This is a genomic window from Streptomyces kryoterrae (assembly GCF_054072135.1).
On record NZ_CM133358.1, the window covers coordinates 9,993,543 to 10,016,645 of the forward strand.

The following is a 23,103-nucleotide window of genomic DNA, read 5'->3' on the forward strand; positions in this document are numbered from 1 at the left end:
ACCTGTGGCCGGATCAGCGGGCCAGGTGCCTGCGTATGTCGTCGGCGATCCGGGACCGGTGGTCCATGCCGTACTTGCGGCAGATGGCCTTGAGGTGCGACTTGACCGTGTTCTGCGAGACGCCCAGCTCCTCGGCCAGCCGCTGGTTGTTCAACCCGTCGACCAGCAGCAGAGCCAGGCGCTGCTCGGCCGGGGTGAGGGAGAGGAAACGCCGTTCAGGACCATCGTCGGTTCGCAGCGTCATCTCGATGAGTTCCGACTGGATCTGTTCGCACGCTCTGACGATCCTCTTCAGCCGGTCGTGCGGTGCCGACGGGGAGGCGTCCTTCTGCTCGGTGTCCTCCAGCGCGATCTCACGCAACGCAGCCACCCTGGACGCCAGGTACTCGACGACGTGGTCGGAGGTGAGGGCCTGCGGGGTCGCGTCGCCTCCCGCCGGGAGCAGCCGCAGGGCGTCGGCGTCCTCCGCCTCCCGGGTGAGCACCCGTGCCACCAGGTCAGCCAGCCATCCGAACGCCCGCACGGCGTTGTCGTCGAAGGCGCCGGCGCGGTAACTGTGCATCGACACCATGCCGAAGATCCGCCCCCGTGTGGTGCCCTCGAACCGGAACAGCGGCGCGGTGATGGCGTCCGCGGACGGCCGCCCCAGATCCCCGAACGCCACGCCCGCCTGGAGTACCGCGCCGTTGTCGTACCCGAACCGGTAGATCTGCCGGTTTCTGAGCAGCCAGGCCGTGGGACTGTTCGGACCGAAGGTGTGCGACACCGGATCGTCGAATCGGCCGCCCTCGAAACCGTAGGGGAAACGCACCCGGTTCGTACCGTGGAGTAACCCGATGTAGAACGAGTCGAAATGGGCGAACTTGCCGGTGACCGCGCGGACGTAGTCGTAGAGCCCGTAGTGGTCGTTCCCGAACCCTGTCGTGATCTTGTGGTACGCCTCATGCAGGAATGCTGCGGTCTCGGCGTCGACGCGCAGGGGAACAGCCGGCATACGGAACCTCCGTCAGGAACGATCGGGACCATGCACCCGAAGTGTCCTCCGTCCTGGGCCACCAGGTCGAGGCGCCGCCGGGCCGTCAGCCCGCACGCCCCACGCCCCGGCCGTGCCTGCGCCGAACTGGTCGCCGTAGCGGGCCGGGAACACTGCGCAGGCCGCGGTGGTGCGGGTTACAGGTGGTCGGTGAGCCATGCGATGAGGTCCGTGGTGGCGAGGGCGCCGATGGTAGTGGCGGCTCCGCGGACGAAGTCCTCAAGCCCATCCGCTACACCCACCCCACCCCCGAGACAGCGCCCCGTCCGTGAGTGGCATGACCGGCCGGGTGTACTTCCAGCGCGGCCGGCCCGTCACCGTGACCATCCCGTGCGGTGCCCGCCGCGCCCCGACACCACCGGCGACTGGCTGCACTTTCCAGTGGCCCGGCCGGCGACGGCGTTTTCCGGAGGTGTGTCGGCGGTGGGGTGTCAGGGGGCGCCGTGACCGGCTCGCGGCGGGCGAGAGCCGTCGTGGCGGGTCTCGTCGGTGTCGTCGTAGGCGTCAGCCTGGCCCGCCGGGCCTCCGACAACCAGCGCCGGTTAACCGTCACCTTCGACCTGCACCGGGAACTGCACGGGCCCGAGATGATGCGTGCACGGCACGCCGCAGCCGAGCAGATCGCACAGCACCCGGACCTGGACTACCAGGAACTGTGAGAACTGTTGGGCTTCACCGGGATGTCCGACCTCCACCAGGTCATCTACTTCTTCCAGCGGTTATGGCTTGCGCTCGAGTTCGGCGTCCTGCAAGAGGACTACGTGCCGCGCCTGTTCGGAGACACTTTCTCCTGTTGGTACGACACGACGTTCTGCTCCATGCTCGTGCCCACAGGAACTGAAATGGCCCAGGACAGCAACGCCCTGCACGACTGGCTGGTGGACCATTCAACCGAAGAACAGCAACAGCACTGGCGAGGCGCCGACCCTGACGCATGGCGAAGGCGGGACCCTCAGGGATCCTGACCCGTACATCTCCGACTAAGTCAGTAGCATCTCGCGCCGTCCGTCGATTCGGGTCAGCCCAGGCCAGGCGCAAAAGGGAGCAGCGTGTACGCCAGGCAGACACTCAGCGGTCGAGGGGCACGTAGGTGCCGCCGGGTAGGTCCGGTGTTTCGGCGGCGTCGAGCAACGCGGCGGCGACGGTGGCGCGGCTGACGCGGGCGGGGAAGAGCCGCTGGGGTGCCTGGCTCAAGTCCACGGTGCGACGGTGTTCGCTGAGTTGTCCGGCAGACAGCGGCCCGCAGTGAAAGACCGTGCCCCCAGCGTCGAGGATGGTGGTGTCGGCGGTGACCTTGTCGGTGAGTTCGGCACCCATGGCCCGCAGCAGGGTGCGCGTCAGGGCGCCGGCCGCGGCGGCGGAGGCGCCGGTGCCGAACGCCCCCATCCAGATGATGCGCTCGGGGGTGGCGGCCACGGCGGCACGAGCACCCGCGGTCAGCACACCGACCTGGTCACGGCTGGGGATACCCAGTGTGGAGATGATGGTGGTGGCGTCTTTGAGCGCACGGCCGATGGCGTCGGTGTCCCGTACGTCGGCGCGCACTCTGATCAGCTGGTCGTCATGGCCGGTGGCCGGGAGGCGGTCGGGATTGCGGGCGACGGCTGTGACGGTGTGGCCACGGTCAAGGGCCTGCTGGATCAGCTGCTGCCCGGTGGCGCCCGAAGCGCCCAAAACAGTGAGATACATGGTTGAACTCCTTATAAGCAGGTGGTGATCGGGGGTTTGGCGATTTTCTGCCGGGTGACGGACGCCGCGGCGGTTCAGGTGGTGCCGGCCAGCACGTTCAGAGCGGCGGCGTGCACTCCTGGCGCGGCGACCAGCAGGTCGGCGCCCGGCCGCCAGGGCCGGCCGTACAGGTCGGTGGCTATGGCGCCGGCTTCGGTAGCGAGCAACATGCCAGCGCCCACCCCTGACATCTCGGGCTGGAACTGCCAGTAGGCGTCGTACTGGCCGGCGGCCACGCCCAGCAGCGGGAAGGTGGTGGGGATGGTGCTGCGTACCAGCAACGCGTTGCCCAGCATGGCGGCGAAGGCGTTCGCCATGTGCCGGCGTTGCGCCTGGTCTTCGCCGCCGTCCTGGCTGGTGGTCATCATCGCCACTTTGAGGTCGGTCTTGGCGGACGCCTGCAGCCTAGTTCCGGTGCGGAAGGCACCGCCACCGCGCACCGCGGTATAGGTGACGTTGCCGATGGGCTGATGCACCACGCCGAGTACAGGCTCGTTGTCGCGGACCAAGGTGATGGTGGTGCCCCATTCGGTCAGCCCGTGCAGGTGGTTGATCGCGCCTTCGACGATGTCGCTCACCCACCACTCGCCGGCGGGCAGGTCGCCTTGGTGCTGTTCCTCCTCATCCTCGCCCAGCCAGGTGGCCTGCGGCCGGATCGCGGCCAGGGCAGCCTGAACGCCCTCGGCGGCTTCTTCTTCCATAGGTCCGAAGCGGCTCATGCTGTCCTCACGGGTGGCCGGTCGGGCATCTGGTGAGTAGCGGGCAAGTACGCGGGCGCCGATCCGTTCGGCGACCTCGACGACGGCGGGGAGCATTGCGGAGTCGTCGGAGACCGTGCTCGGCACGGCAGGAGCGGACTTGGCAGGAGTAGACATGGCAGGGGCCTCCAAGAGGTAAGGGACATGAGCCAAAGCTGCTACTTCAGCGGTGGTTGTTCGTGTACGGGTGATGCCAGGGGCCACCGAGGTCGGCCCGCGAGGCGGCCGAGAGCGGGGTTCGAAGGGTTACGGCGAGCCGGGCGAGGGCGTCGGCGTGCAGAGCCGACGTGCTGACGCGATGCTCGTCAGCCAGCTCCGATGGCCGGCCCTTCGCCGGTGATGATGCCGCCGGTTCCGGCGAGCAACACCATCCCGCCCAAGCCAGACCGCGCGCTCCCCGTACTGCCAGTGCATGTGCATACGTCCTGCGGCGACCCGAGACAGCCGGTGGATGACCGGCACGGGCATACGCCCGTAGAGGACCGCACGCGGCACCACGCTGACCAAGGCACCTGTGCCACGATCGTCGGGGGCTGTACTACTTGCGAACTCGACCCCACGGTTTGAAGACCGAGAGGACCATGGCAAAGCTCAACAGCGCCATGGCGGTGGCGGCGAGGAACGAGACGAACCAGATGTCCTGCAACGGCTGCTCGCCCGTGGCGAGTTCGGTGACGGGACCCAGGAACGCCAGCATCATCGCGCAGGCGATGACGTTGAGGACCAGCTTCACAGCGACCCACCAGTAACGTACGAGGCCCCACTTGGTCGCCAACCCGAGTAGGGCACCGGTGAGCAGGCAGACCGCCCCTGCTGTGAGTGCTGAGAGCAGAAGAGGGACGACGAAAAAGTCCGCGAGTGCGCGATATACGGTGGTGCGGTCCGCGCCTGCGCGTGCCCAACCGATCGCCACCAGGACGATGGAGATGACATCGATGCCGATCCAGGCTCCCGCCGAGGCGACGTGCGTGACCAGGATGCTCTTGCGCAGCCGGACCGGGATGCTCCACAGGACCCGGCGAGCCCGTTGCGGTGAGGTGGTTGGCGCTGTGGAAAGCGTGGTCATGGCTGTCCTAGTCTGTGGATCGTATCGGCTACGGCTCAGCAGTCGGAGCCTGTGACGGAGCCCGCCCTGGACGGATGGGTGACATGCGGTGTGCGGCCGTCAGGCCTGTCGACTTCGCGACCGGCGCCCGGCATCAGTGCAGGAGGCCCCGGGGCTCGGCACGTCGCACCGGCGCCACGCATGCACTGGTGATCCGCGAGGACCCGAGCCACTTCTTCAACCGGGCGAGCGGGGTGTTCACGGGCCCTGTCCCAGCCCCGCACCTCGAAGGTAGAAGCCTCCACTGTTAACAGCAAGTGCATCGTTGTTACTTATATAGTTACCGACGCGCAACTGGACCTGGACCTGCTCGCCGCCCTGGAAGCGCTCCTCGAGGAAGGAAGTGTCCGGGGTGCCGCCGCCCGCCTTCATGTCACCTCCCCGGCGATGAGCCGCTCTCTGGGCCGTATCCGCAAAGCCCCGGCGGCCAGATCCTGGTCCGCACCGGACGCCACATGACTCCCACCACTCGCGCCCTGGCGTGCGCACCCAGGTCCACGCCTTGGCGCAGGAGGCCCACCACCTGCTGTCCGCTCACACGGAACTCGACCTCGCGAAACTGGAGAGAGTGTTCACCGTCCGCCGGCACGACGCCCTCACCACCTGTGCAACCACCCTGATCGCCGCAGTGCACCGCCAGACCCCCGGGGTGCAACTCCGCACCGTCTCCCGGCGCGGACTCCTCCACGGCCGGATCGACGACGCCCTGAGCGCCCTCGGCCACAAGCGCCGCGTCATCGCCTCCGCCCCCACCACCGTCACCGCACTCCAACTCGCCCGCGACACCGACCTCTTGGTCGCCCTCCCCGGCGCGGTCACCCGCTCCGCCCGCCACCAGCTCGGCCTGACCGCCCTGCCGGTGCCCCTCGACCTACCCGAAGTACCCCTGCACCTGCTCTGGCGCCAACGCCACGACAACGACCCCGCCCATACCTGGCTACGCGAAACAGCCACCCAAACTCTGACATCTGGGAAAAGCCCAAACTGCAACAGGTTCATCTCGGCTACGGCGAATACCCGTGGCAGGTACCGGTGTTCATCCCGAATGCCACACGGGTTCCCATGTGGCGCGCTCCTTCTCCGGCTGGCATAATTTCGTCTGGGTAATTCATCAAGTCAGTTACTTGCACTTGATGTTAAGTGGGGAAGTCTCTAGCGTTCTCGGCATGAACCTCACCGTCCTCGCGGCCTCCGGCCGGACCGGAATCGCCCTCACCCGACAGGCGCTGCGTCGTGGTCACACCGTGACCGCCATCGCGCGTGATCCCGAGCGGATCGACCTGCCCGACTCCCCGAACCTGCGGAAAGTTGCGGGCGACGTGAACGACGCGGCCGGTGTCGCCGCCGTCGTGGACGGGGATTCCGTGGTCCTTTCGGCGCTCGGAACGGACCGGGCCGGGATTCTCCTGACCGGCGCCCGGGCCGTCGTCGCCGCCGGTCCACGGCGTGTCATCTGGCTCGGCGCCTACGGCACGGGCAGGTCGGCCGACGTGGCGGGGGAGGGTGCGGGCGTGCTCGCCAGGGTGCTGGGCGACCGGCTCGCGGACAAGGTGGAAGCCGACGGCACCGTTCTCGCGGCCGGGGGCACGGTCTTCCACGCCGGGATGCTCGCTGACGGGCCGGAAAGTCCCCGTCGGCGCACGGTGGGTCTGGAGGCCGGGCCTCCCTTCGACCTGGGTGCGAAGGTCAGCCGGGAGACCGTCGCCGCGGCGATGCTCGACGAGGCCGAGGCGCCCGTTTTTCCCGGTGCCGTGGCCCTGCCCTTGGCGGAGTAGGTGCAGTGGTCAGCGGGCGGTGATCGCCTCGAACGACGCCCGGACCTGCTCGCGGAGCCAGGCGTGAGCGGTGGCTGCCATGTCACCGCCATCTCCACCAGTACGGACAAGAAGGACGACGCCCATCGCGCCGACACCTTCCTGATCTCCGATCAGGTGTCGCAGGCCGGCGAGCGCTTCGACTTCATCCTCGACACCGTCGGCGCCGACCTGCCCTGGGACGACTACTTCGCCACCCTGCGCCCCCGGGGCGAACTGTGCGTTGTCGGCGTCCCGGCCAGCTCCTTCACCATCAGCCGGATGAGCATCCTGCCGGCCTCGAAGTCCCTCGTCTCCGCCCTGGTCGGGCCTCCCGCGGTCACCCGGCAACTCATGGACTTCGCCGCCCGGCACCACATCCAGGCCAAGGCCGAGGTCTTCCCGCGCGACCAGATCGACCAGGCCATCGACCACGTACGAACGGCCGGGCCCGCTACCGCGCCGTCATCGACCTTCGCCAAGCCCGCGGTTCAACCTCCGGCGTCGATATGCGTGAGGGAAAAAGTACTGGGCTGGGTCGCAGTGATCGGATCACGCCCGTGGGGGTTTGCCGGCTGCGGTCGTTTCCAGACCGGTGCACCTGAGCGGCGAAGCCGACCTCACCCCTGGACCAGAACTCCGCCGCCCGCCCTGCTGCGCCGCCACGCTCACGGTGAAGGCCCGCCGGGGCCCGCGCGGCCGGTGGTGTCCCGGCCTGGGTACCACCGTCGTGGAGCGGGCAGCCGGGAGATCTGGGTGTGGTGCCGGTGCCGGGTGCTGGCGGGCTGCCCCGTTCCTCGAGCACCTGGTGTGCGGGGTGGTGGCCGGGCAGGCTAGGTTGCTCGGGTGAGTCTCCTTGATGATGTGGCTGAGCGCGACGGCTGGCGCTGCTGGGTGTGTGACGAACCGGTCGACCCCGACGAGTCGGTGAACGACCCGCGGGGGCCCAGCGTCGACAGCCGGACCGCCGACCGCAAGGCCAAGGTCGCCGAGCGGCTCGCGCACCGTGGTTGCAATAGCCGTAAGGGTGCGGTCAAGGTGGTCATCGCCTGGCCGGACCGCCTGTACGTGGTCGAACCCGCGCCGCTGGTCACCGTTGCCGGGAGGCTGGAGCGCAAGGGAGGCCGCGAGATGGTGGGCCGTTGTCCGACCAGGCGGGATGCCCAGGAGGCGGCGGATTGGCTGGTGGACCGGTTCTCCCGACTGATACCGGGGCTGTCGGTGACCGCTGACATCGAGGCGGGCGGCGGCCAGTTCCTCGTCATCCTGGCCACCGGCCGCCGCTGACCGCCGCGGGGCCGGAGCTCTGCTGGCTGATGGCTAGCGGTGGGTTGTTGACGGCGGGCCAGACTCGTATGAGGCCGGTGGCAGAGGAACGTCGCTTCGCTGCCCGGGGAGCTTTGATGACCCGTCGTGTGCGGTGTCCACCCGCTCCGGGTCCGTTGGAAGCCTACGCCGCACGCTTCGATGACCTCTTCTCCACACTGGCACAACGCTGCGGGTTCCGGGAGTACCTCGCGGGGCCGCTGCTGCCGCGGGACCGCAACAAGACGCTGACCTGGCTGGCTGGCTGGCAGGCACTGAGCTCGTCGTCGGCGCCCACCACCTGGCAGCACAGCGGCTGCAGTTCCTCCTGTCCGAGTCGACGTGGGACCACGAGCGGGGCAACGCCCGCCGGGTGGAGTTGCTGCGTTCCGACCCGGCGACCGCGCCGCACCCAGGCGGGGTGCTGGTGATCGACGATTCCGGGGACCGCAAGGACGGGAAGGCGACCGCGCACATCGGCCAGTGGCTGGGTCGGCTGGGCAAGACCGACAACGGCATCGTCACCGTGACCACCTGCTGGGCGGATGGAAACCTTTACTATCCGCTGCACGCCGTTCCCTACAGCCCCGCCCACCACTTTCCCCAAGGCAGGAAGGACCCGGCTTCCGCACGAAACTGCAGATCGCCGTCGAACTCGCCCGCGCCGCGAAGGCGGCCGGAATGACCTTCCGCGCCGTGGCCGCCGACTGCGCCTACGGCGACCACCTGCTCGGCCTGCTCGTTCTCCACGGCGGTCTCCGTCATCACGCATCTCCTTGATCAGCAGATCCGCCCTTGATTACAGTAGACACTTCCGGGGCAGCTGAACGCCGCCCTAGCCAGGCCATGGAGTGCGACGAGCATGCGCTCGAACTATCGCCCTTGTGGAGGCACTTGGTCTGTCTCCCGAGACGGAGCCGAGAGGGGCCGACTCCTTCCGGAGCAGGAGACCGACCCCTAGGTCGAGCGGACGGGGTCAGCTCAGGCCGAGGTTCGACAGCGCGGTCGTCCAGTCCGTGACGATCGCGTCCTGGGCGTCGGTGAGGGTGATGGTGCCGGCGCAGACGGCCTTCTTGAGTTTGTTCTCGACGGTGTCCTTGTTGGAGGCGGTCTTGGTGCCGTACTGCGGCTCGGGCCAGAGGTTGAGCGCGCTCTTGGGGGCACCGCCGAGTTCGAGGGGGACGAAATGGTCTTCCTCGTAGTCCGAGGTGCTGGTGTCCGTGTAGCCGTACTCGACGATCTGCTTCTTCTTCAGCGCGGTGGTGTAGGAGCTGGACGGCCGGACGGTCGCGGTCCACCCGGAGACACAGATGGTGGAGTCGATGGTGGACTGGGTGACGTCCGGGTTGAAGTCGCCGGGCTGGCAGCTGGGGTCGGGGAGGGGGAGGTAGTCCTGGCTGCAGCTCTGCGCGTGCGCGGTGCCGGCTGCGACCGTGAGGCCGGCGGCGGCGAGGGCGAGGGAGGAGAGGGTGGTGACCAGAGGGCGGGATATTCGGGGCATGGGTGGTCTCCCGGAGCGGTGCCCGGCAGGAATTCCGGGCGGTCGTGAGCATGACAGCACCGGAATCGTCTATGCGGGTAGAGCCCTTTGCCGGTCACGAAGATCCCTTTGTTGAATGTTTGAATACGGAGGGACCGGCGGAGGTCAAGTCATGGCCCGCGCTTGGTTGTCGGCATCGCGCGGCGGACGTGGCGTACGAGGTCCTCACACCCCTTCCGAGGCGTCTCCTCGACGAAGCGGATGATGGCCCGGGCGATCCCCCGACACCGACACGGCGGCCCCTTTCCTGGCGGGGCTGGCCTGCGGAAACGCCGGAATCTTGGCGTCGGGGCGCGGAGGGGGTGATGGAGGGGCTGCGGAGGGGGCGTTCCGGCCGTGGCCGGGGGTCTGTTCGGGCTCGCCACGCTCGGCGGGCCGTCAAGCTCACCCATCAACTTGGGTGTCTGATATCCGTTGTTTTTTCCGCGATTACTACGGGGTCCGGGCCGAGGCTCGCTGCGGGCCTTCTCCCGGGGACGCAGCCGTGCTGTGCGAGGAATATCGGCCAGCTTCACCCGGCCGATGTGGGGTCCGCCTCTGGGCGCCCCGGGGTCGCGGACCTGCTGTGACTTCTCCCACCTGCTCTTGCCGGGGCGAGGAACGTTTACCTACGTTCGGTCGCATGTCCTCCCATGGCCGCACCCTTCCCGGCGAACCGGACGAACCCGCTGAGGCGAGCAGGCCCGCGGCGGATCGGCCTGGCGCCCTCCCCTTGGTCCACCTGGACGTCGATCTGACCTCGCACGAACTTCTCCGGCGCGCTCATGTTCTGGACGCTCTCGGCTCCGACTGGGACCCCGTCGCCGCACTGCGCGGCGAGGAAGCGGCGTACGAGCTGCTCTATTCCGGCCTCGACGCGGAGCAGCAGCGCGTGTACGACGAGCTGGTCTCGGCCGGTGTGCTTCCGCGGAGGGGGGACGGCCATGCTGCCGCTTGACCCGCAGGCCGACATCGGGCGGCGCGCCTGGGTGGCCTGCCCGAACTGTGACGACCGTCGCGGGTGCGGCACCTGTGAGCAGGGGCGCACCTGCTCCGAGCACTGGCGCTACCTGCTCTCCAACGTCGGTAGCCTGCTCCACCTGCAGTGCCGGTCGTGCACCCACATCTGGACACACGAGACCCGTTTCGGTGCCACCCGCTCTCCGTGGGAGCGCATGACCAGCGGCCTGCGACGACAGTGACCGTCGACAACGGCTGACTCGGTGAGCGTGGTCGCCGGTGCCGACGCGGGCGATGGCCGATGAGGCCGGACGGCGGATCGGCGCCCGCTTTCGGGTGACCTCACCGTCTGTCGCCGGGAACGGCAGGCCGCATTGGCCGAGGATCGCGGTCGGCGGCCATCCCTGCCTGCCGTTCGTCCGCCCGGAGGCAGCCGTGCACATCCTGATCCTGGCCAGCGCGTTCAACAGCCTCACCCAGCGCTCCTACGTCGAACTGCGCGACCGCGGCCACACCGTGGCGGTCGAACTCGCCCTGCCCGGCAGCCCGTTGGCGGAAGCGGTGCGGCGGCATGCACCGGATCTCATCGTGGCGCCGATGCTGAAGACGGCGATTCCCGAGGAGGTGTGGGCGGCGCACACGTGCCTCGTCGTCCATCCGGGGCCCGTGGGCGACCGAGGACCGTCCTCCCTGGACTGGGCGATTCACGAGGGCGTCGACCGGTGGGGCGTCACCGTCCTGCAGGCCGACGAGGAGCTGGACGCCGGTGACGTGTGGGCCTCCGTACCGTGCCGGGTCCCTCCCGTCTCCAAGAGCGAGCTGTACCGGGGGGAGATCGCAGACGCCGCGCTGGAGGCCGTGATGCTCGCGGTGGAGCGCTTCGCCGGGGGGAACCACGTACCGCGCAAGCAGGACACGGCATGCACGGCCGACGCTCGTGCGCGCCCCCGTCCGTACCTCGACCAGAGCGTCCGGCGGATCGACTGGGCCGAGGATTCCACACAGGAGGTCCTGCGCAAGCTGAGAGCGGCGGACTCGCAGCCCGGTGTGCTGGACGTGCTGCTCGGAGGCGAGTGGTATCTGCACGGCGGTCATCCCGAGAGCGTGTTGCGCGGCCACCCGGGCGACCTGCTGGCCACCCGGGCCGGGGCGCTCTGCCGGGCCACCAAGGACGGCGCCGTGTGGATCCCCGAACTGCGGCCCAGGCGTGGACCCGGCCGGCAGCCCACCTTCAAACTGCCTGCCGTGCGGGCCCTGGGCGACCTGCTGCCGCCGCTGCCCGAGCACGCCCTGCCCCTGTTGCCCGAGGTGCGGCACGGTACCTGGACCGACATCCGCTACCGGGAGGACGGGAACGTGGGCTTCCTCTCGTTCTCCTTCCCCGGCGGCGCCATGAGCACGGAGCAGTGCCGACGTCTGCTGGACGCCTACCGGGAAGCGTGCGCGCGGCCCACGTCGGTGCTGGTGCTGGGCGGCGAACGGGACTTCTTCTCCAACGGGATCCACCTCAACGTCATCGAGGCCGCCGCCGACCCCGCCGGCGAGTCCTGGGCGAACATCAACGCCATCGACGATCTGGTCGAGGCGGTCCTGACGACGACGGACCGCCTGGTGGTCTCGGCGGTCGCGGGCAACGCCGCGGCGGGCGGAGCGATGCTCGCCCTGGCGGCCGACGAGGTGTGGTGCCGCTCGGGCGCCGTGCTGAACGCCCACTACCGTCTGATGGGCCTGTACGGCTCGGAGTACTGGACGCACACCCTGCCGCGCAGGGTGGGTCCCGCGACGGCCGAACGGCTCATGCGTGAGGCTCTTCCGGTGAGTTCGGCGAGCGCACTGCGCCTGGGGCTCGTCGACCGGGTGATCGACCGCGGTCCCGACGAGTTCGCGCGGGAGGTCGGCGGCCTGGCGGCCCGGCTGGCGTCACTTCCGGCGACGGCGGCACGGATCACCGCGAAGAAGACGGAGCTGGACCTGCTGGAGAGCACGACTCCGCTGGCGGGCTTCCGTGAGCGGGAGCTGGCCCGGATGCGCCGGACCTTCGACGACCCGGACGCCCCGTATCACGCACTGCGTCGTTCTTTCGTCCACAAGGAGCGACCGGCGTGCACCCCGCCGCACCTCGGTCCGGCCGCGGTTGCGCAAACCGCTCCGATCCCCTCCGCCGCGGATGTCACCGGAACGGCCCTCGATGGCATCTCATCCTGGCCGAACGCCTGATACGAAGAAAAGCGACGGCCGAAATACCGGCCTTCATCCCTTACCTCCCCAGGAGGCGGTCCCATGACTGAGGCGACGCCGGGCACAGCCGTCGCTCCGGACGCCAACGAAGCGTCCGCCGACGAGACACCCACGATCCACATCCTCTGGATCAACGCAGGCCTGAGCTGCGACGGCGACTCGGTCGCGTTGACGGCGGCCATGCAGCCCAGCATCGAGGAGATCGTGCTCGGTGTGCTGCCGGGGCTTCCGAAGATCGCCGTCCACTGGCCGCTCATCGACTTCGAGTGCGGTCCGATCGGCGGCTCGGACACCTTCATCGAGTGGTTCTTCAAGGGGGAGCGGGGCGAGATCGACCCGTTCGTCCTGGTCGTCGAGGGCTCCATCCCCAACGAGGCGATCAAACCCGAGGGCTACTGGTGCGGCTTCGGCGACAACCCGGAGACCGGCCAGCCGATCACCACCAGCGAGTGGATCGACCGGCTCGCCCCGAAGGCACTGGCGGTCGTCGCCATCGGCACCTGCGCCACCTACGGCGGCATCCACGCCATGGCGGGCAACCCGACCGGCGCGATGGGCGTGCCGGACTACCTCGGCTGGGACTGGAAGTCCCACGCCGGCATCCCCATCGTGTGCGTCCCGGGCTGTCCGATCCAGCCCGACAACTTCTCCGAGACGCTCACCTATCTGCTCTACCAGGCGGCCGGCTCCGCCCCGATGATCCCGCTCGACGACAAGCTGCGTCCCACCTGGCTGTTCGGGGCCACCGTCCACGAGGGCTGCGACCGCGCGGGCTACTACGAACAGGGCCAGTTCGCCCTGTCGTACGACTCGCCGACGTGCCTGGTCAAGCTCGGCTGCTGGGGCCCGGTCGTCAAGTGCAACGTGCCCAAGCGCGGCTGGATGAACGGGATCGGCGGCTGCCCCAACGTCGGCGGCATCTGCATCGCCTGCACCATGCCCGGGTTCCCCGACAAGTTCATGCCGTTCATGGATGAGCCCCCCGGCGCCAAGCTGTCCAGCAACGCCAGCGGAGCGTACGGCGCCGTGGTCCGCAAGCTGCGGTCGATCACGGCCAGGACGGTGGACAAGGAGCCCAAGTGGCGCCGCACCGGAGACAGGATCACTACCGGCTACCGACCCCCGTGGTGAGCATCCGCCGCGAGTAGTCCGCTCCCCGCTTCGTGCACCCCCCACACGAACCTCCCGCGCAACGAAGGGCACGGCACACAGATGGCACCGAACACGAAGGCGGCCGGCGACGGCAGCGGCCTGGTGGAGATGGCCTGGGACCCAATCACCCGGATCGTGGGCAGCCTGGGCATCCACACGAAGATCGACTTCAAGCAGAAGCGGGTCGCGGAGTGCTACAGCACGTCGTCGGTCTTCCGCGGCTACAGCGTCTTCATGCGCGGCAAGGACCCCCGCGACGCCCACTTCATCACCAGCCGCATCTGCGGGATCTGCGGCGACAACCACGCCACCTGCTCGGTGTACGCACAGAACATGGCGTACGGCGTGAAGCCCCCGCACCTCGCTGAGTGGATCATCAACCTCGGCGAGTCCGCGGAGTACATGTTCGATCACAACATCTTCCAGGAGAACCTGGTAGGGGTCGACTACTGCGAGAAGATGGTCAGGGAGACCAACCCCGGCGTCCTCGAACTCGCCGAGCGCACCGAGGCCCCGCACGCCGCGGAGCACGGCTACCGCACGATCGCCGACATCATGCGCTCGCTCAACCCCCTGGAGGGCGAGTTCTACCGCGAGGCCCTCCAGGTCAGCCGCTACACGCGCGAGATGTTCTGCCTCATGGAGGGTCGCCATGTGCACCCCTCCACGCTCTACCCGGGCGGCGTCGGCACCATCGCCTCCGTACAGCTCTTCACGGACTACCTCAGCCGTCTGATGCGCTACGTGGAGTTCATGAAGCGCGTCGTACCCCTGCACGACGACCTGTTCGACTTCTTCTACGAGGCGCTGCCCGGGTACGAGGAAGTGGGCCGCCGGCGGGTCCTGCTCGGCTGCTGGGGGGCGCTGAACGACCCCGAGTACTGCGACTTCACGTACGCCAACATGACCGACTGGGGCCGGCGCATGTTCGTCACGCCCGGCATCGTCGTCGACGGCAAGCTCGTCACCAACGACCTCACCGAGATCAACCTCGGCATCCGCATTCTGCTGGGCAGCTCCTACTACGAGGACTGGCAGGGCCAGGAACAGTTCGTCACCCACGACCCGCTCGGCAACCCGGTGGACCCGCGCCACCCGTGGAACCAGCACACCATCCCCGCCCCGCAGAAGCGGAACTTCGACGACAAGTACAGCTGGGTCATGTCGCCCCGCTGGTTCGACGGCAAGGACCACCTCGCCCTGGACACCGGCGGCGGCCCCATCGCCCGGCTGTGGTCCACCGCCCTGTCCGGTCTCGTCGACATCGGGTACGTCAAGGCCACCGGTCACAGCGTGGTCATCAACCTGCCCCGCACCATGACCAAGCCGGAGACCACCTTCGAGTGGAAGATCCCGAAGTGGTCCAACGCGCTGGAGCGCAACCGCGCCCGCACCTACTTCCAGGCGTACGCCGCCGCCGTCGCCCTGCACTTCGCGGAGAAGGGCCTGGCAGAGGTCCGGGCCGGACGCACCCAGACCTGGGAGAAGTTCGAGGTCCCGGACGAGGGGCTCGGCGTCGGCTTCACCGAGGCGGTCCGCGGTGTCCTCTCCCACCACATGGTGATCCGCGACGGCAAGATCGCCAACTACCACCCGTACCCGCCCACCCCCTGGAACGCCAGCACCAGGGACACCTTCGGCACGCCCGGCCCGTACGAGGACGCCGTGCAGAACACCCCCATCTTCGAGGAGAACACCCCGGAGAACTTCAAGGGCATCGACATCATGCGGGCCGTCCGCAGCTTCGACCCCTGTCTGCCCTGCGGTGTCCACATGTACGTCGGGGGCGGCAAGACGGTGAAGTCGATGCACGTGCCCACCGGACTGAGCGGACTGGGCGGATGAGCGCGGCGACGGCGGCAGCGCCGGCGAACGCGGAACAGACCGGACGCCGTGTCGAGGAGGTGCTGGAGCGTCTGGCCGCGAGCGGCGACCCGGCCGCCGCCGCGGCGGCGGAGGAACTCGTCCGGTCCCTCATGGACTTCTACGGTGCCGGCCTGGCCCGCATCCTCCGCCTGCTGTCCTCCGCTCCCGGCGAACCGTCGGCAGGACTGCTCGGTGACGAACTGGTCGCGAGCCTGCTCGTCCTGCACGACCTGCACCCCGAGGACCGCGACACCCGCATCGCCCGGGCCCTCGACAGCGTCAGGGAACACACCTTGGACGTCGTGGACTTCGACGAGAAGAGCGGCACCCTGACGCTGCGGGCCAGGGAGGCCGGCGGCTGCGGCTGCGGCTCCGGCGCGGGCGCCCAGGAGGCCGCTGAGGCGGCGCTCGCGTGCTTCGCACCGGAGGTCAGGGCCGTCGACGTACAGACCCCGCCCCCGGGGCCCACGCTCCTCCAGATCAGCACGGCACCGACGGGGGCCCGATGACGACGTCCCCGGCGACGCGCACACCCGGCCTGCGGAGGTTCCTCGGCGAGAGACCTCCGCAGCCCGAGCGGTGCGAGCTGTGCGCCGTGGCCGTCGAGGCGGACCACCGTCATCTCGTCGACACCGAGAAACGCGCCCTGGCCTGCGCCTGCGCCCCCTGCGCGCTGCTGATGACACAGCCGGGCGCCGCCGCGGGCCGCTTCCGCACGGTCCCGGCCCGCTATCTCACCGACCCCGCACATCGTCTCGACGAGAGTGCGTGGGACGCGTTGCAGATCCCGGTCGGCGTCGCCTTCCTCTTCCGCAACGCGGCGCTCGACCGGCTGGTCGCCCTCTACCCGAGCCCGGCCGGAGCCACCGAGAGCGAACTCGAACCGGCCACGTGGACGGACGTCCTCGGCGGCAGCCGCCTCGCCGAACTGCTCGAACCCGACGTGGAGGCGCTGCTGCTGCGCCGCACCGACGGCCACTGCGAGTGCCACCTCGTACCGATCGACATCTGCTACGAACTCGTCGGCCGCATGCGCCTGTTGTGGAAGGGTTTCGACGGTGGGGCCGAGGCCCGCGCCGCGCTGGACGCGTTCTTCGCGGACGTCTCGCGACGCGCCCGGCCCGTGGGCGAGGCGGTGCGGCCATGACGGAGTTCGCCTTCGCCTGCACCGGCGTCCGCGCCGACCGGTACGCCGCCGGACCGACCCTCGTCTTCCGGCTGCGCGTCACCGTCGCCGACAACGCACGCGTGCACGCCCTCGCGCTGCGCTGCCAGATCCGCATCGAACCCGCCCGCCGCGGCTACGAGCCCGCCGAGGCCGACGGCCTGGCGGACCTCTTCGGTGAGCGTTCCCGCTGGGGCAGCACGCTCCAACCGGTTCAGTTCGCCCAGGTCCCGGTCATGGTCCCGAGCTTCACCGGAGAGATCGAAACCGACCTCGTCGTGCCCTGCACCTACGACATGGAGATCGCTGCGACCCGCTACCTCACCGCCCTCACCGACGGCGAGGTCCCCCTTCTGATGCTCTTCTCCGGTACGGCGTTCACCGGAGCAGGCGGTTTCCAGGTCGAGCCGGTCCCGTGGGACCGGGAGGCGGCCTTCCGGATGCCGGTCGCCACCTGGCGGGAGATGGTCGAGCAGCACTTCCCCGGGTGCGGCTGGATTCGGCTGCCGGGCGACACCATGGACGCCCTCCTCGCCTACCGTTCCCGACGCGCGCTGCCCTCCTGGGAGGCGACCCTCAAGGCCCTGCTCGACGCCGACGGCGCCGCGGACCCACCCCGGAACGATCCGTTCCGCGCGCTCACCGGCACCACCGGAAGGACGGATCCGTGACCGTGACCGCGTTCGTCCCCGAGACGGAGGAGAGGTTCACTCTCGCCCGGCAGGTCGCTGACGCCGTCCTCTTCGAGGGCTACGTGCTCTACCCGTACCGCGCCTCGGCGGCCAAGAACCGGATGCGCTGGCAGTTCGGGGTGCTCGTGCCGCCAGGCTGGGGCGCAGAGTGCGAGGAGCACGACTTCCAGCACACCGAATGCCTGATGGAACCGAAGGAGGGTGCGACCCTCTCGGTCGAGGTGCGCTTCCTGCACGCCCGACGGCGCACGGTCCAACGCGCCCGCCCGGACGGCGGCTTCGACACGGTCGCCGAGCTCCGCCTCGACGACCGGGTGCTGGTGCCCTGGGACGAGGGCGGCGAGGAGCGGGTCGAGGTGGTCGCGTCGGTGGACGAGCTCCTCGGCGACGGCGTCACCCGTCCCTTCCGACTCCCCGCCCGGGAGGACACCGCACCGGTCCTGGACGCGGCCGGCCGAACCGTCGGCCGGCTGGTGCGGCGGTGTGCGGAGATCAGCGGCACGGTCCGGCTGTCCGCCCGCGAGCTCGACGGCCCGTACCGGGCCATGCGGCTGACCGCCGTCGTCGAGAACACCAGCGACTGGACACCGCCCGAGGGCCGCGCCGGCGACCGGGACGCGGCGCTGCCGCATTCCCTGGTGGCCACCCACCTCCTCATGGCCCTCAGCGCCGGATCGTTCCTGTCGATGACCGATCCCCCCGAGTGGGCGAAGGGCGCGGTCGCCGCCTGCCGCAACCTGCACACCTGGCCCGTACTCGCCGGCGAACCCGGCAGCGCCGACCTCGTGCTGTCCTCGCCGATCATCCTGGAGGACCATCCGGCCATCGCGCCGGAGAGCCCCGGCGCGCTCTACGACGCCACCGAGATCGACGAGATCCTCGCGCTGCGCACAGCGGCCCTCACCGACGAGGAGAAGCGCGAGGCCCGGGGCACCGACGAGCGGGCGGCCGCAGTGATCGAGCTGGCGGACTCGATGCCGGCCGAGGTTCTGGAGCGTCTGCACGGGGCGGTGAGGAGTCTGCGCGAGGTCACCGGTCCGGGCCCCGCCGCCTCGGACGGCGGCTTCCCCGACGAGTACGGGGTGCAGCGTCCGGACACCCCCTGGTGGGACCCCGCGAGCGAGGCGGGTTTCGATCCGGAGCGGGACCGTGTCGTCGTGGACGGCCGGTCGGTGGGCAGGGGCAGCTGCGTCGAGCTGCACCCTGGCCTGCGGCGCACCGACGCCCAGGACATCTTCCTGCGGGGCCGCACCGCGAAGGTCGAGGCGGTGCTGCACGACGTCGACGGCGGGGTGCACCTGGCGGTCACGGTCGAGGGTGACCCGGGCGCCGACATCCGCCGCGAGCAGGGACGGTTCCTGTACTTCCAGCCCGACGAGATCACACCGCTGGAGGGCGGCGCATGAATCTTCCCCCACCGGCAGGCCCACGGACTCTCGTGGCGGGCATCGGCAACATCTTCCTCGGCGACGACGGTTTCGGCGTGGAGACAGCGCGCCGGCTGGCCGAGCGCGACCTGCCCGGCCACATCGAGGTCGTGGACATCGGGGTGCGCGGGGTGCACCTCGCCTACCAGCTCCTGGACGGCTACGACACGCTCGTCATCGTGGACGCCACGGCACGTGGCGAGGCTCCCGGCACGCTGTACGTGATCGAACACGACGTCGGCGGCGGAAGCACCTCGCCCGGCACCCCCGCGCTGGACGGCCACCGGATGACCCCCGATGCCGTTCTGGCGCTGCTGGGCATCCTCTGTGCCGGGACCGGCGGCGAACCACCACGCCGCGTCCTGGTCGTCGGATGCGAACCGGCCTCGGTGGACGAGGGCATCGGTCTCAGCGCGCCGGTCTCCGACGCCGTACCGGAGGCTGTCCGGCTGATCGAAGAGCTGTTGCACAACGGGGAGCCGGGAGAGTCCGCGCCGCGGGCCACGGCCCGTGGGATCTCGACATGAGGAGAGACGCGATGAAGAAGATCGTCATCGGCGGAGCGGCCCTGGCCGCCCTGGGCGCCCTCGTTGCCGGGGTGCTTCCCGACGTCAGGCGCTATCTGCGGATCCGACGGATGTGAACCGTGGGAGCCACTCGGTGTGCCGTGCGATTGCGTCGAACGGCGTACCTGCCGGCCGGTGACGGCGTGCCGGGCCGCGCGATCCGGGTGCGCGCACCTCTAATGAGGCCGAGCAGAGGCAGGCCGCAGAAGGACGGAGACCCATGCACGAGATGTCCGTCGCGCTGGCCGTCGTCGACCAGGTGGCCGAGGCCGCCACGCGGGCCGGTGACGTCACGGCGGTGCGGTCGGTACGGCTCCAGGTGGGCGAACTGGCCGGTGTCGTACCCGATTCCCTCGCCTTCTGCTTCGAACTGGCCTGCGCCGGAACCCTGCTGGAAGGCGCCGAACTGATCACCGAAGAGGTGCCGGGACGGGCCCGCTGCACGCCCTGCGCGCTCGAATGGGCCGTCGGTATGCCACCCCGGCTGACCTGCCCCGAGTGCGGCAGGGCGTGTACCGATCTGCTCGCGGGCCGGGAGCTGCAGATCGTCGACGTGTACTGGGAGGACGGCGGCCCCCGGCACGCGCCCACCCGCGAACCGATCTCCGAGGAGCGCTGAATCATGTGTCGTGTCGTCGACCTGCGCCAGGCCGTACTCGCGAAGAACGACGCGAGCGCCCATGAACTGCGCGCACACCTCGCGGCGCGAGGCACCGCTGTCGTCAACCTGCTGTCCAGTCCGGGCAGTGGCAAGACCGCGCTGCTGGAACGCGAACTGCTGGCCGCACGGGAGCGGTCGGTTCCCGTCGCTGCGCTGACCGCCGACCTGGCCACCGAGAACGACGCGGCACGCCTGGCGCGTTCCGGTGTCCCGGTCAAGCAGGTGCTCACCGACGGACTGTGTCATCTGGAATCGGGGATGCTCGCCGGGCACCTGGACGGGTGGCTGCCCGACGACACCCGGCTGCTGTTCGTGGAGAACGTCGGCAACCTGGTCTGCCCGGCCTCCTACGACCTGGGGGAGACGCTGAGGGTCACCCTCGCCTCCGTGACGGAAGGCGAGGACAAGCCGCTCAAGTACCCCACCGCCTTCGGCCTCGCACACCTGGTCGTGGTCACCAAGACCGACATCGCGGAGGCCGTCGAGTTCGACGAGGCCGCGTTCCGCGCGAATGTGGAGCAGGTCAACCCGGGGGTCGAGGTGGTCCTGACCTCGGCACGCCGGGGGCAGGGAGTCGGCGTGCTGCTCGACCGGGCGATGGCAGCCGCGGACGGCGAGCCCGTCCACGCGCCGGTCATGGCCCGGCAGCCCCGTCACCACGGTCACACGCACGCGGACGACGGTCACACACACGCGCACCCGGAGGCCACCGGCATGATGGCCCACACCGAATCGTGAGCGGTCCTCGGGTACAGGCCGCCGTTGCCGAGGACACGCAGCGACGCCGCCGGGTCACCGTCCGGGGCGTGGTGCAGGGCGTGGGCTTCCGGCCCTATGTGTACGGGCTCGCCACCGAACTCGCCCTGGCCGGACACGTGACCAACACCCCGGAGGGCGTCGTCGTGGAGGTCGAGGGCGCCGCCTCGGCCGTGGCCCGGTTCTGCGACCGGATCGCCGCACAGGCACCCCCGCTGGCCCGCGTCGAGTCCGTCCACCATCGCGAAATGCCTCCCGCCGGCGGCACCGCGTTCACCATCCTCACCTCCCGCACCGACGGCCCGGCCCGCACCCTGGTCTCCCCGGACTCCGCCACCTGCGCCGACTGCCTCACCGAGCTGGCCGACCCGACGGACCGCCGGTACCGCCACCCGTTCGTCAACTGCACCCACTGCGGCCCGCGCTTCACGATCGTCACCGGCGTGCCGTACGACCGGGCCAACACCACCATGGCCGCCTTCGCGATGTGCTCCGACTGTGCCCGAGAGTACGCGGATCCGGCCGACCGCCGTTTCCACGCGCAGCCGGTCGCCTGCCCGGCCTGCGGGCCACGGCTGCGGCTGCTGGTCCCGGGGTCCGAGGAGGTCACCGGGGCGGACCCTGTCACCGAGGCCCGCGCACTGCTGTCGGACGGCGCGATCCTCGCCGTGAAGGGCCTGGGCGGCTACCACCTGGCCTGCGACGCCGCGAACGAGGGAGCGGTCGCCCGCCTGCGCCGGCGCAAGGCGCGCGGGGACAAGCCGTTCGCCGTCATGGCCAGGACCGCGGACGACATCCGTCACCTCGTCCGGCTGAGCCCCGAGGACCGGAGCCTGCTCGAAGGCCGGGCCCGGCCGGTCGTCCTGGTGAGAAGGCGTCCGCACCCCTCCCACGCGGCCGGGGATCCTTGGCCCGCCGTGGCCGTCGCGCCCGGCAGCCCCGACCTCGGTGTGATGCTGCCGTACACGCCCGTGCACCATCTGCTGCTCGGTCTGCCCGGCGACGCGGACGGCCCCCGGCTGCTCGTCATGACCAGCGGCAACGTGTCGGGTGAGCCGATCGTCACCGACGACACCGAGGCGCTGGAGCGGCTCGCGCACCTGGCCGACGCCTGGCTCACGCACGACCGGCCGATCCACGTCCCGTGCGACGACTCCGTGGTCCGGGTCTGCGACGGGGAGCCGCTGGTGATCCGCCGCTCGCGTGGCTACGCCCCGTTGCCGCTCTCCCTCCCGCTGCCCGTGCGCTCGGCCCTCGCCGTCGGCGGAGACCTGAAGAACGCCTTCTGCCTGGGGTCGGGTCGCCGCGCCTGGCTGTCGGCGCACATCGGCGACATGGACGACGTCGGCACGCAGCGGGCCTTCGGCCGCGCGGCGGCGCAGCTGGAGTCCATCACGGGGGTGCGGCCCGAGACCCTGGTGTCCGACCGGCATCCCGGCTACCGCTCCGCCCGATGGGCCGACCGGAACGCGGCGCACCGGCCTGTCGTACGCGTCCAGCACCATCACGCGCACGTCGCCGCCGCGATGGCCGAACACGGGCTGGACGGCACCCGGCCGGTGATCGGTGTCGCCTTCGACGGCACGGGTCACGGCGACGACGGCGCCGTGTGGGGCGGGGAGTTCCTGCTCGCGGACTATGACGGCTTCACCCGGTTCGGGCACCTCGCGTACGTCCCGCTGCCCGGTGGTGACGCCGCGGTGCGCCGACCGTACCGGATGGCGCTGGCCCATCTGAGGGCAGCGCGGATCGACTGGTCCGACGACCTCGCCTGCACGGCCGCCTGCCCGCCCGACGAACTCCTGCTCCTGCAAAGGCAGTTGGAGCGCAACCTGCACTGCGTCCCCACGTCCAGCATGGGTCGGCTCTTCGATGCCGTGTCCTCTCTCGCCGGTGTGTGCCATCAGGCCGGATACGAGGCACAGGCCGCCGTCGAGCTGGAGAGCGCGGCTCTGCTCGCACCCGCCGAGGACACCACCGGGTACGCCTTCGCCCTGCACGAGTCGGAGGAGAGCCGGGGCCGCGTCGTACGGGCCGATCCGGCGCCCGTGCTCGCGGCGATCGTCGGCGACCTGCGCGCGGGTGTCGAGCCGGCCCTCATCGCGGCTCGCTTCCACCGTGGAGTGACCGGCCTGGTGCACGGCATCTGCGCGCTCGCGCGAGAGCGGCACGGACTGGACACGGTCGCCCTGACGGGAGGCGTGTTCGCCAACACGCTGCTCTCCGCGGCCTGCGCCGCCGTCCTGCGCGACGACGGCTTCACGGTCCTGCGGCACCACCTGGTGCCGCCCAACGACGGCGGCCTGGCGCTGGGCCAGCTGATGGTGGCCGCCCGCGCCACTCCCACCGATTGAGCAACGCGCGACCCATAGCGAGGAG

Annotated in this window: 24 protein-coding genes and 2 pseudogenes; 21 read left to right on the top strand and 5 right to left on the bottom strand. The window is 70.1% G+C overall.

Annotation, left to right across the window (positions count from 1 at the left end):
• Nucleotides 1–13 precede the first annotated feature (13 nt).
• Nucleotides 14–994 carry a LuxR C-terminal-related transcriptional regulator gene (locus tag ACW4TU_RS44520; protein ID WP_457423168.1) on the bottom strand — a complete coding sequence of 327 codons (981 nt, stop codon included), beginning with the start codon at nucleotides 992–994 and terminating at the stop codon, nucleotides 14–16.
• A 482-nt stretch (nucleotides 995–1,476) separates the two neighbouring features.
• Here ACW4TU_RS44520 and ACW4TU_RS44525 point away from each other — a divergent pair, with 482 nt between their 5' ends.
• A complete protein-coding gene (locus tag ACW4TU_RS44525) occupies nucleotides 1,477–1,692 on the top strand; it encodes a hypothetical protein (RefSeq protein ID WP_457423170.1) in 216 nt (71 codons plus the stop codon).
• A gap of 21 nt (nucleotides 1,693–1,713) precedes the next feature.
• A complete protein-coding gene (locus tag ACW4TU_RS44530; protein ID WP_457423172.1) occupies nucleotides 1,714–1,998 on the top strand; it encodes a hypothetical protein in 285 nt (94 codons plus the stop codon).
• A 103-nt stretch (nucleotides 1,999–2,101) separates the two neighbouring features.
• On the opposite strand, the gene ACW4TU_RS44535 is transcribed toward ACW4TU_RS44530, so the two are convergent.
• The 3 genes from ACW4TU_RS44535 to ACW4TU_RS44545 all read right to left on the bottom strand — a co-directional run bounded on the left by ACW4TU_RS44535 (nucleotide 2,102) and on the right by ACW4TU_RS44545 (nucleotide 4,585).
• The gene (locus ACW4TU_RS44535) at nucleotides 2,102–2,722 is read right to left on the bottom strand and encodes an NAD(P)-dependent oxidoreductase (RefSeq protein WP_457423174.1); all 621 of its coding nucleotides are present in this window, start codon (nucleotides 2,720–2,722) and stop codon (nucleotides 2,102–2,104) included.
• 74 nt (nucleotides 2,723–2,796) lie between these two features.
• Complete coding sequence (locus ACW4TU_RS44540; RefSeq protein WP_457423176.1) at nucleotides 2,797–3,606, bottom strand: inositol monophosphatase family protein; 810 nt, start codon at nucleotides 3,604–3,606, stop codon at nucleotides 2,797–2,799.
• Between the two features lie 451 nt (nucleotides 3,607–4,057).
• Nucleotides 4,058–4,585 (bottom strand): hypothetical protein, encoded by a 528-nt coding sequence (locus ACW4TU_RS44545; protein ID WP_457423178.1) that lies wholly within the window; start codon nucleotides 4,583–4,585, stop codon nucleotides 4,058–4,060.
• Between the two features lie 333 nt (nucleotides 4,586–4,918).
• Between ACW4TU_RS44545 and ACW4TU_RS44550 the strand changes: the two are divergent.
• From ACW4TU_RS44550 to ACW4TU_RS44570, 5 genes and pseudogenes are all read left to right on the top strand, one after another.
• Nucleotides 4,919–5,717, top strand: a pseudogene (locus tag ACW4TU_RS44550) (LysR family transcriptional regulator).
• A 73-nt stretch (nucleotides 5,718–5,790) separates the two neighbouring features.
• Entirely contained in the window at nucleotides 5,791–6,399 is a 609-nt protein-coding gene (locus tag ACW4TU_RS44555) for an NAD(P)-dependent oxidoreductase (protein ID WP_457423180.1), read from the top strand.
• A 63-nt stretch (nucleotides 6,400–6,462) separates the two neighbouring features.
• Nucleotides 6,463–7,254 carry a zinc-binding dehydrogenase gene (locus tag ACW4TU_RS44560; protein WP_457423181.1) on the top strand — a complete coding sequence of 264 codons (792 nt, stop codon included), beginning with the start codon at nucleotides 6,463–6,465 and terminating at the stop codon, nucleotides 7,252–7,254.
• Between the two features lie 9 nt (nucleotides 7,255–7,263).
• Nucleotides 7,264–7,704 (top strand): hypothetical protein, encoded by a 441-nt coding sequence (locus ACW4TU_RS44565; RefSeq protein ID WP_457423183.1) that lies wholly within the window; start codon nucleotides 7,264–7,266, stop codon nucleotides 7,702–7,704.
• A 116-nt stretch (nucleotides 7,705–7,820) separates the two neighbouring features.
• Nucleotides 7,821–8,445 (top strand): annotated as a pseudogene (locus ACW4TU_RS44570) (IS701 family transposase); the annotation flags it as partial.
• 253 nt (nucleotides 8,446–8,698) lie between these two features.
• Here ACW4TU_RS44570 and ACW4TU_RS44575 read toward each other — a convergent pair.
• On the bottom strand, nucleotides 8,699–9,223 hold the full coding sequence (locus tag ACW4TU_RS44575; protein WP_457423185.1) for a hypothetical protein: 525 nt from the start codon (nucleotides 9,221–9,223) through the stop codon (nucleotides 8,699–8,701).
• A 661-nt stretch (nucleotides 9,224–9,884) separates the two neighbouring features.
• Here ACW4TU_RS44575 and ACW4TU_RS44580 point away from each other — a divergent pair.
• The 14 genes from ACW4TU_RS44580 (at nucleotide 9,885) to hypF (ending at nucleotide 23,078) form a co-directional block, all read left to right on the top strand.
• Nucleotides 9,885–10,199, top strand: a complete 315-nt coding sequence (locus ACW4TU_RS44580) for a DUF6400 family protein (RefSeq protein WP_457423187.1) — start codon at nucleotides 9,885–9,887, stop codon at nucleotides 10,197–10,199.
• Nucleotides 10,186–10,443: a hypothetical protein gene (locus tag ACW4TU_RS44585; RefSeq protein ID WP_457423189.1), complete on the top strand. Its 258-nt coding sequence runs from the start codon at nucleotides 10,186–10,188 to the stop codon at nucleotides 10,441–10,443. The genes ACW4TU_RS44580 and ACW4TU_RS44585 overlap by 14 nt, the downstream gene beginning before the upstream one ends.
• 193 nt (nucleotides 10,444–10,636) lie before the next feature.
• A complete protein-coding gene (locus ACW4TU_RS44590) occupies nucleotides 10,637–12,418 on the top strand; it encodes an enoyl-CoA hydratase-related protein (RefSeq protein ID WP_457423191.1) in 1,782 nt (593 codons plus the stop codon).
• 63 nt (nucleotides 12,419–12,481) lie between these two features.
• On the top strand, nucleotides 12,482–13,570 hold the full coding sequence (locus ACW4TU_RS44595; RefSeq protein WP_457423193.1) for an NADH-quinone oxidoreductase subunit B family protein: 1,089 nt from the start codon (nucleotides 12,482–12,484) through the stop codon (nucleotides 13,568–13,570).
• Between the two features lie 81 nt (nucleotides 13,571–13,651).
• Entirely contained in the window at nucleotides 13,652–15,436 is a 1,785-nt protein-coding gene (locus ACW4TU_RS44600; RefSeq protein WP_457423195.1) for a nickel-dependent hydrogenase large subunit, read from the top strand.
• A complete protein-coding gene (locus ACW4TU_RS44605; RefSeq protein ID WP_457423197.1) occupies nucleotides 15,433–15,966 on the top strand; it encodes a hypothetical protein in 534 nt (177 codons plus the stop codon). The genes ACW4TU_RS44600 and ACW4TU_RS44605 overlap by 4 nt, the downstream gene beginning before the upstream one ends.
• Entirely contained in the window at nucleotides 15,963–16,604 is a 642-nt protein-coding gene (locus ACW4TU_RS44610) for a DUF5947 family protein (RefSeq protein ID WP_457423199.1), read from the top strand. The genes ACW4TU_RS44605 and ACW4TU_RS44610 overlap by 4 nt, the downstream gene beginning before the upstream one ends.
• Nucleotides 16,601–17,293: a DUF6084 family protein gene (locus ACW4TU_RS44615; protein WP_457423201.1), complete on the top strand. Its 693-nt coding sequence runs from the start codon at nucleotides 16,601–16,603 to the stop codon at nucleotides 17,291–17,293. The genes ACW4TU_RS44610 and ACW4TU_RS44615 overlap by 4 nt, the downstream gene beginning before the upstream one ends.
• Nucleotides 17,290–18,720 carry a hypothetical protein gene (locus ACW4TU_RS44620; RefSeq protein WP_457423203.1) on the top strand — a complete coding sequence of 477 codons (1,431 nt, stop codon included), beginning with the start codon at nucleotides 17,290–17,292 and terminating at the stop codon, nucleotides 18,718–18,720. The genes ACW4TU_RS44615 and ACW4TU_RS44620 overlap by 4 nt, the downstream gene beginning before the upstream one ends.
• The gene (locus ACW4TU_RS44625) at nucleotides 18,717–19,268 is read left to right on the top strand and encodes a hydrogenase maturation protease (RefSeq protein ID WP_457423205.1); all 552 of its coding nucleotides are present in this window, start codon (nucleotides 18,717–18,719) and stop codon (nucleotides 19,266–19,268) included. The genes ACW4TU_RS44620 and ACW4TU_RS44625 overlap by 4 nt, the downstream gene beginning before the upstream one ends.
• Nucleotides 19,269–19,279: 11 nt before the next feature.
• A complete protein-coding gene (locus tag ACW4TU_RS44630) occupies nucleotides 19,280–19,384 on the top strand; it encodes a DUF6893 family small protein (RefSeq protein ID WP_389349594.1) in 105 nt (34 codons plus the stop codon).
• A gap of 143 nt (nucleotides 19,385–19,527) precedes the next feature.
• On the top strand, nucleotides 19,528–19,926 hold the full coding sequence (locus ACW4TU_RS44635; protein WP_457423207.1) for a hydrogenase maturation nickel metallochaperone HypA/HybF: 399 nt from the start codon (nucleotides 19,528–19,530) through the stop codon (nucleotides 19,924–19,926).
• A 3-nt stretch (nucleotides 19,927–19,929) separates the two neighbouring features.
• Nucleotides 19,930–20,706 (top strand): hydrogenase nickel incorporation protein HypB, encoded by a 777-nt coding sequence (hypB, locus tag ACW4TU_RS44640; protein WP_457423209.1) that lies wholly within the window; start codon nucleotides 19,930–19,932, stop codon nucleotides 20,704–20,706.
• Nucleotides 20,703–23,078, top strand: coding sequence for a carbamoyltransferase HypF (hypF, locus tag ACW4TU_RS44645; protein ID WP_457423211.1), 2,376 nt, complete (start codon nucleotides 20,703–20,705; stop codon nucleotides 23,076–23,078). The genes hypB and hypF overlap by 4 nt, the downstream gene beginning before the upstream one ends.
• The last annotated feature ends 25 nt before the right edge of the window (nucleotides 23,079–23,103 follow it).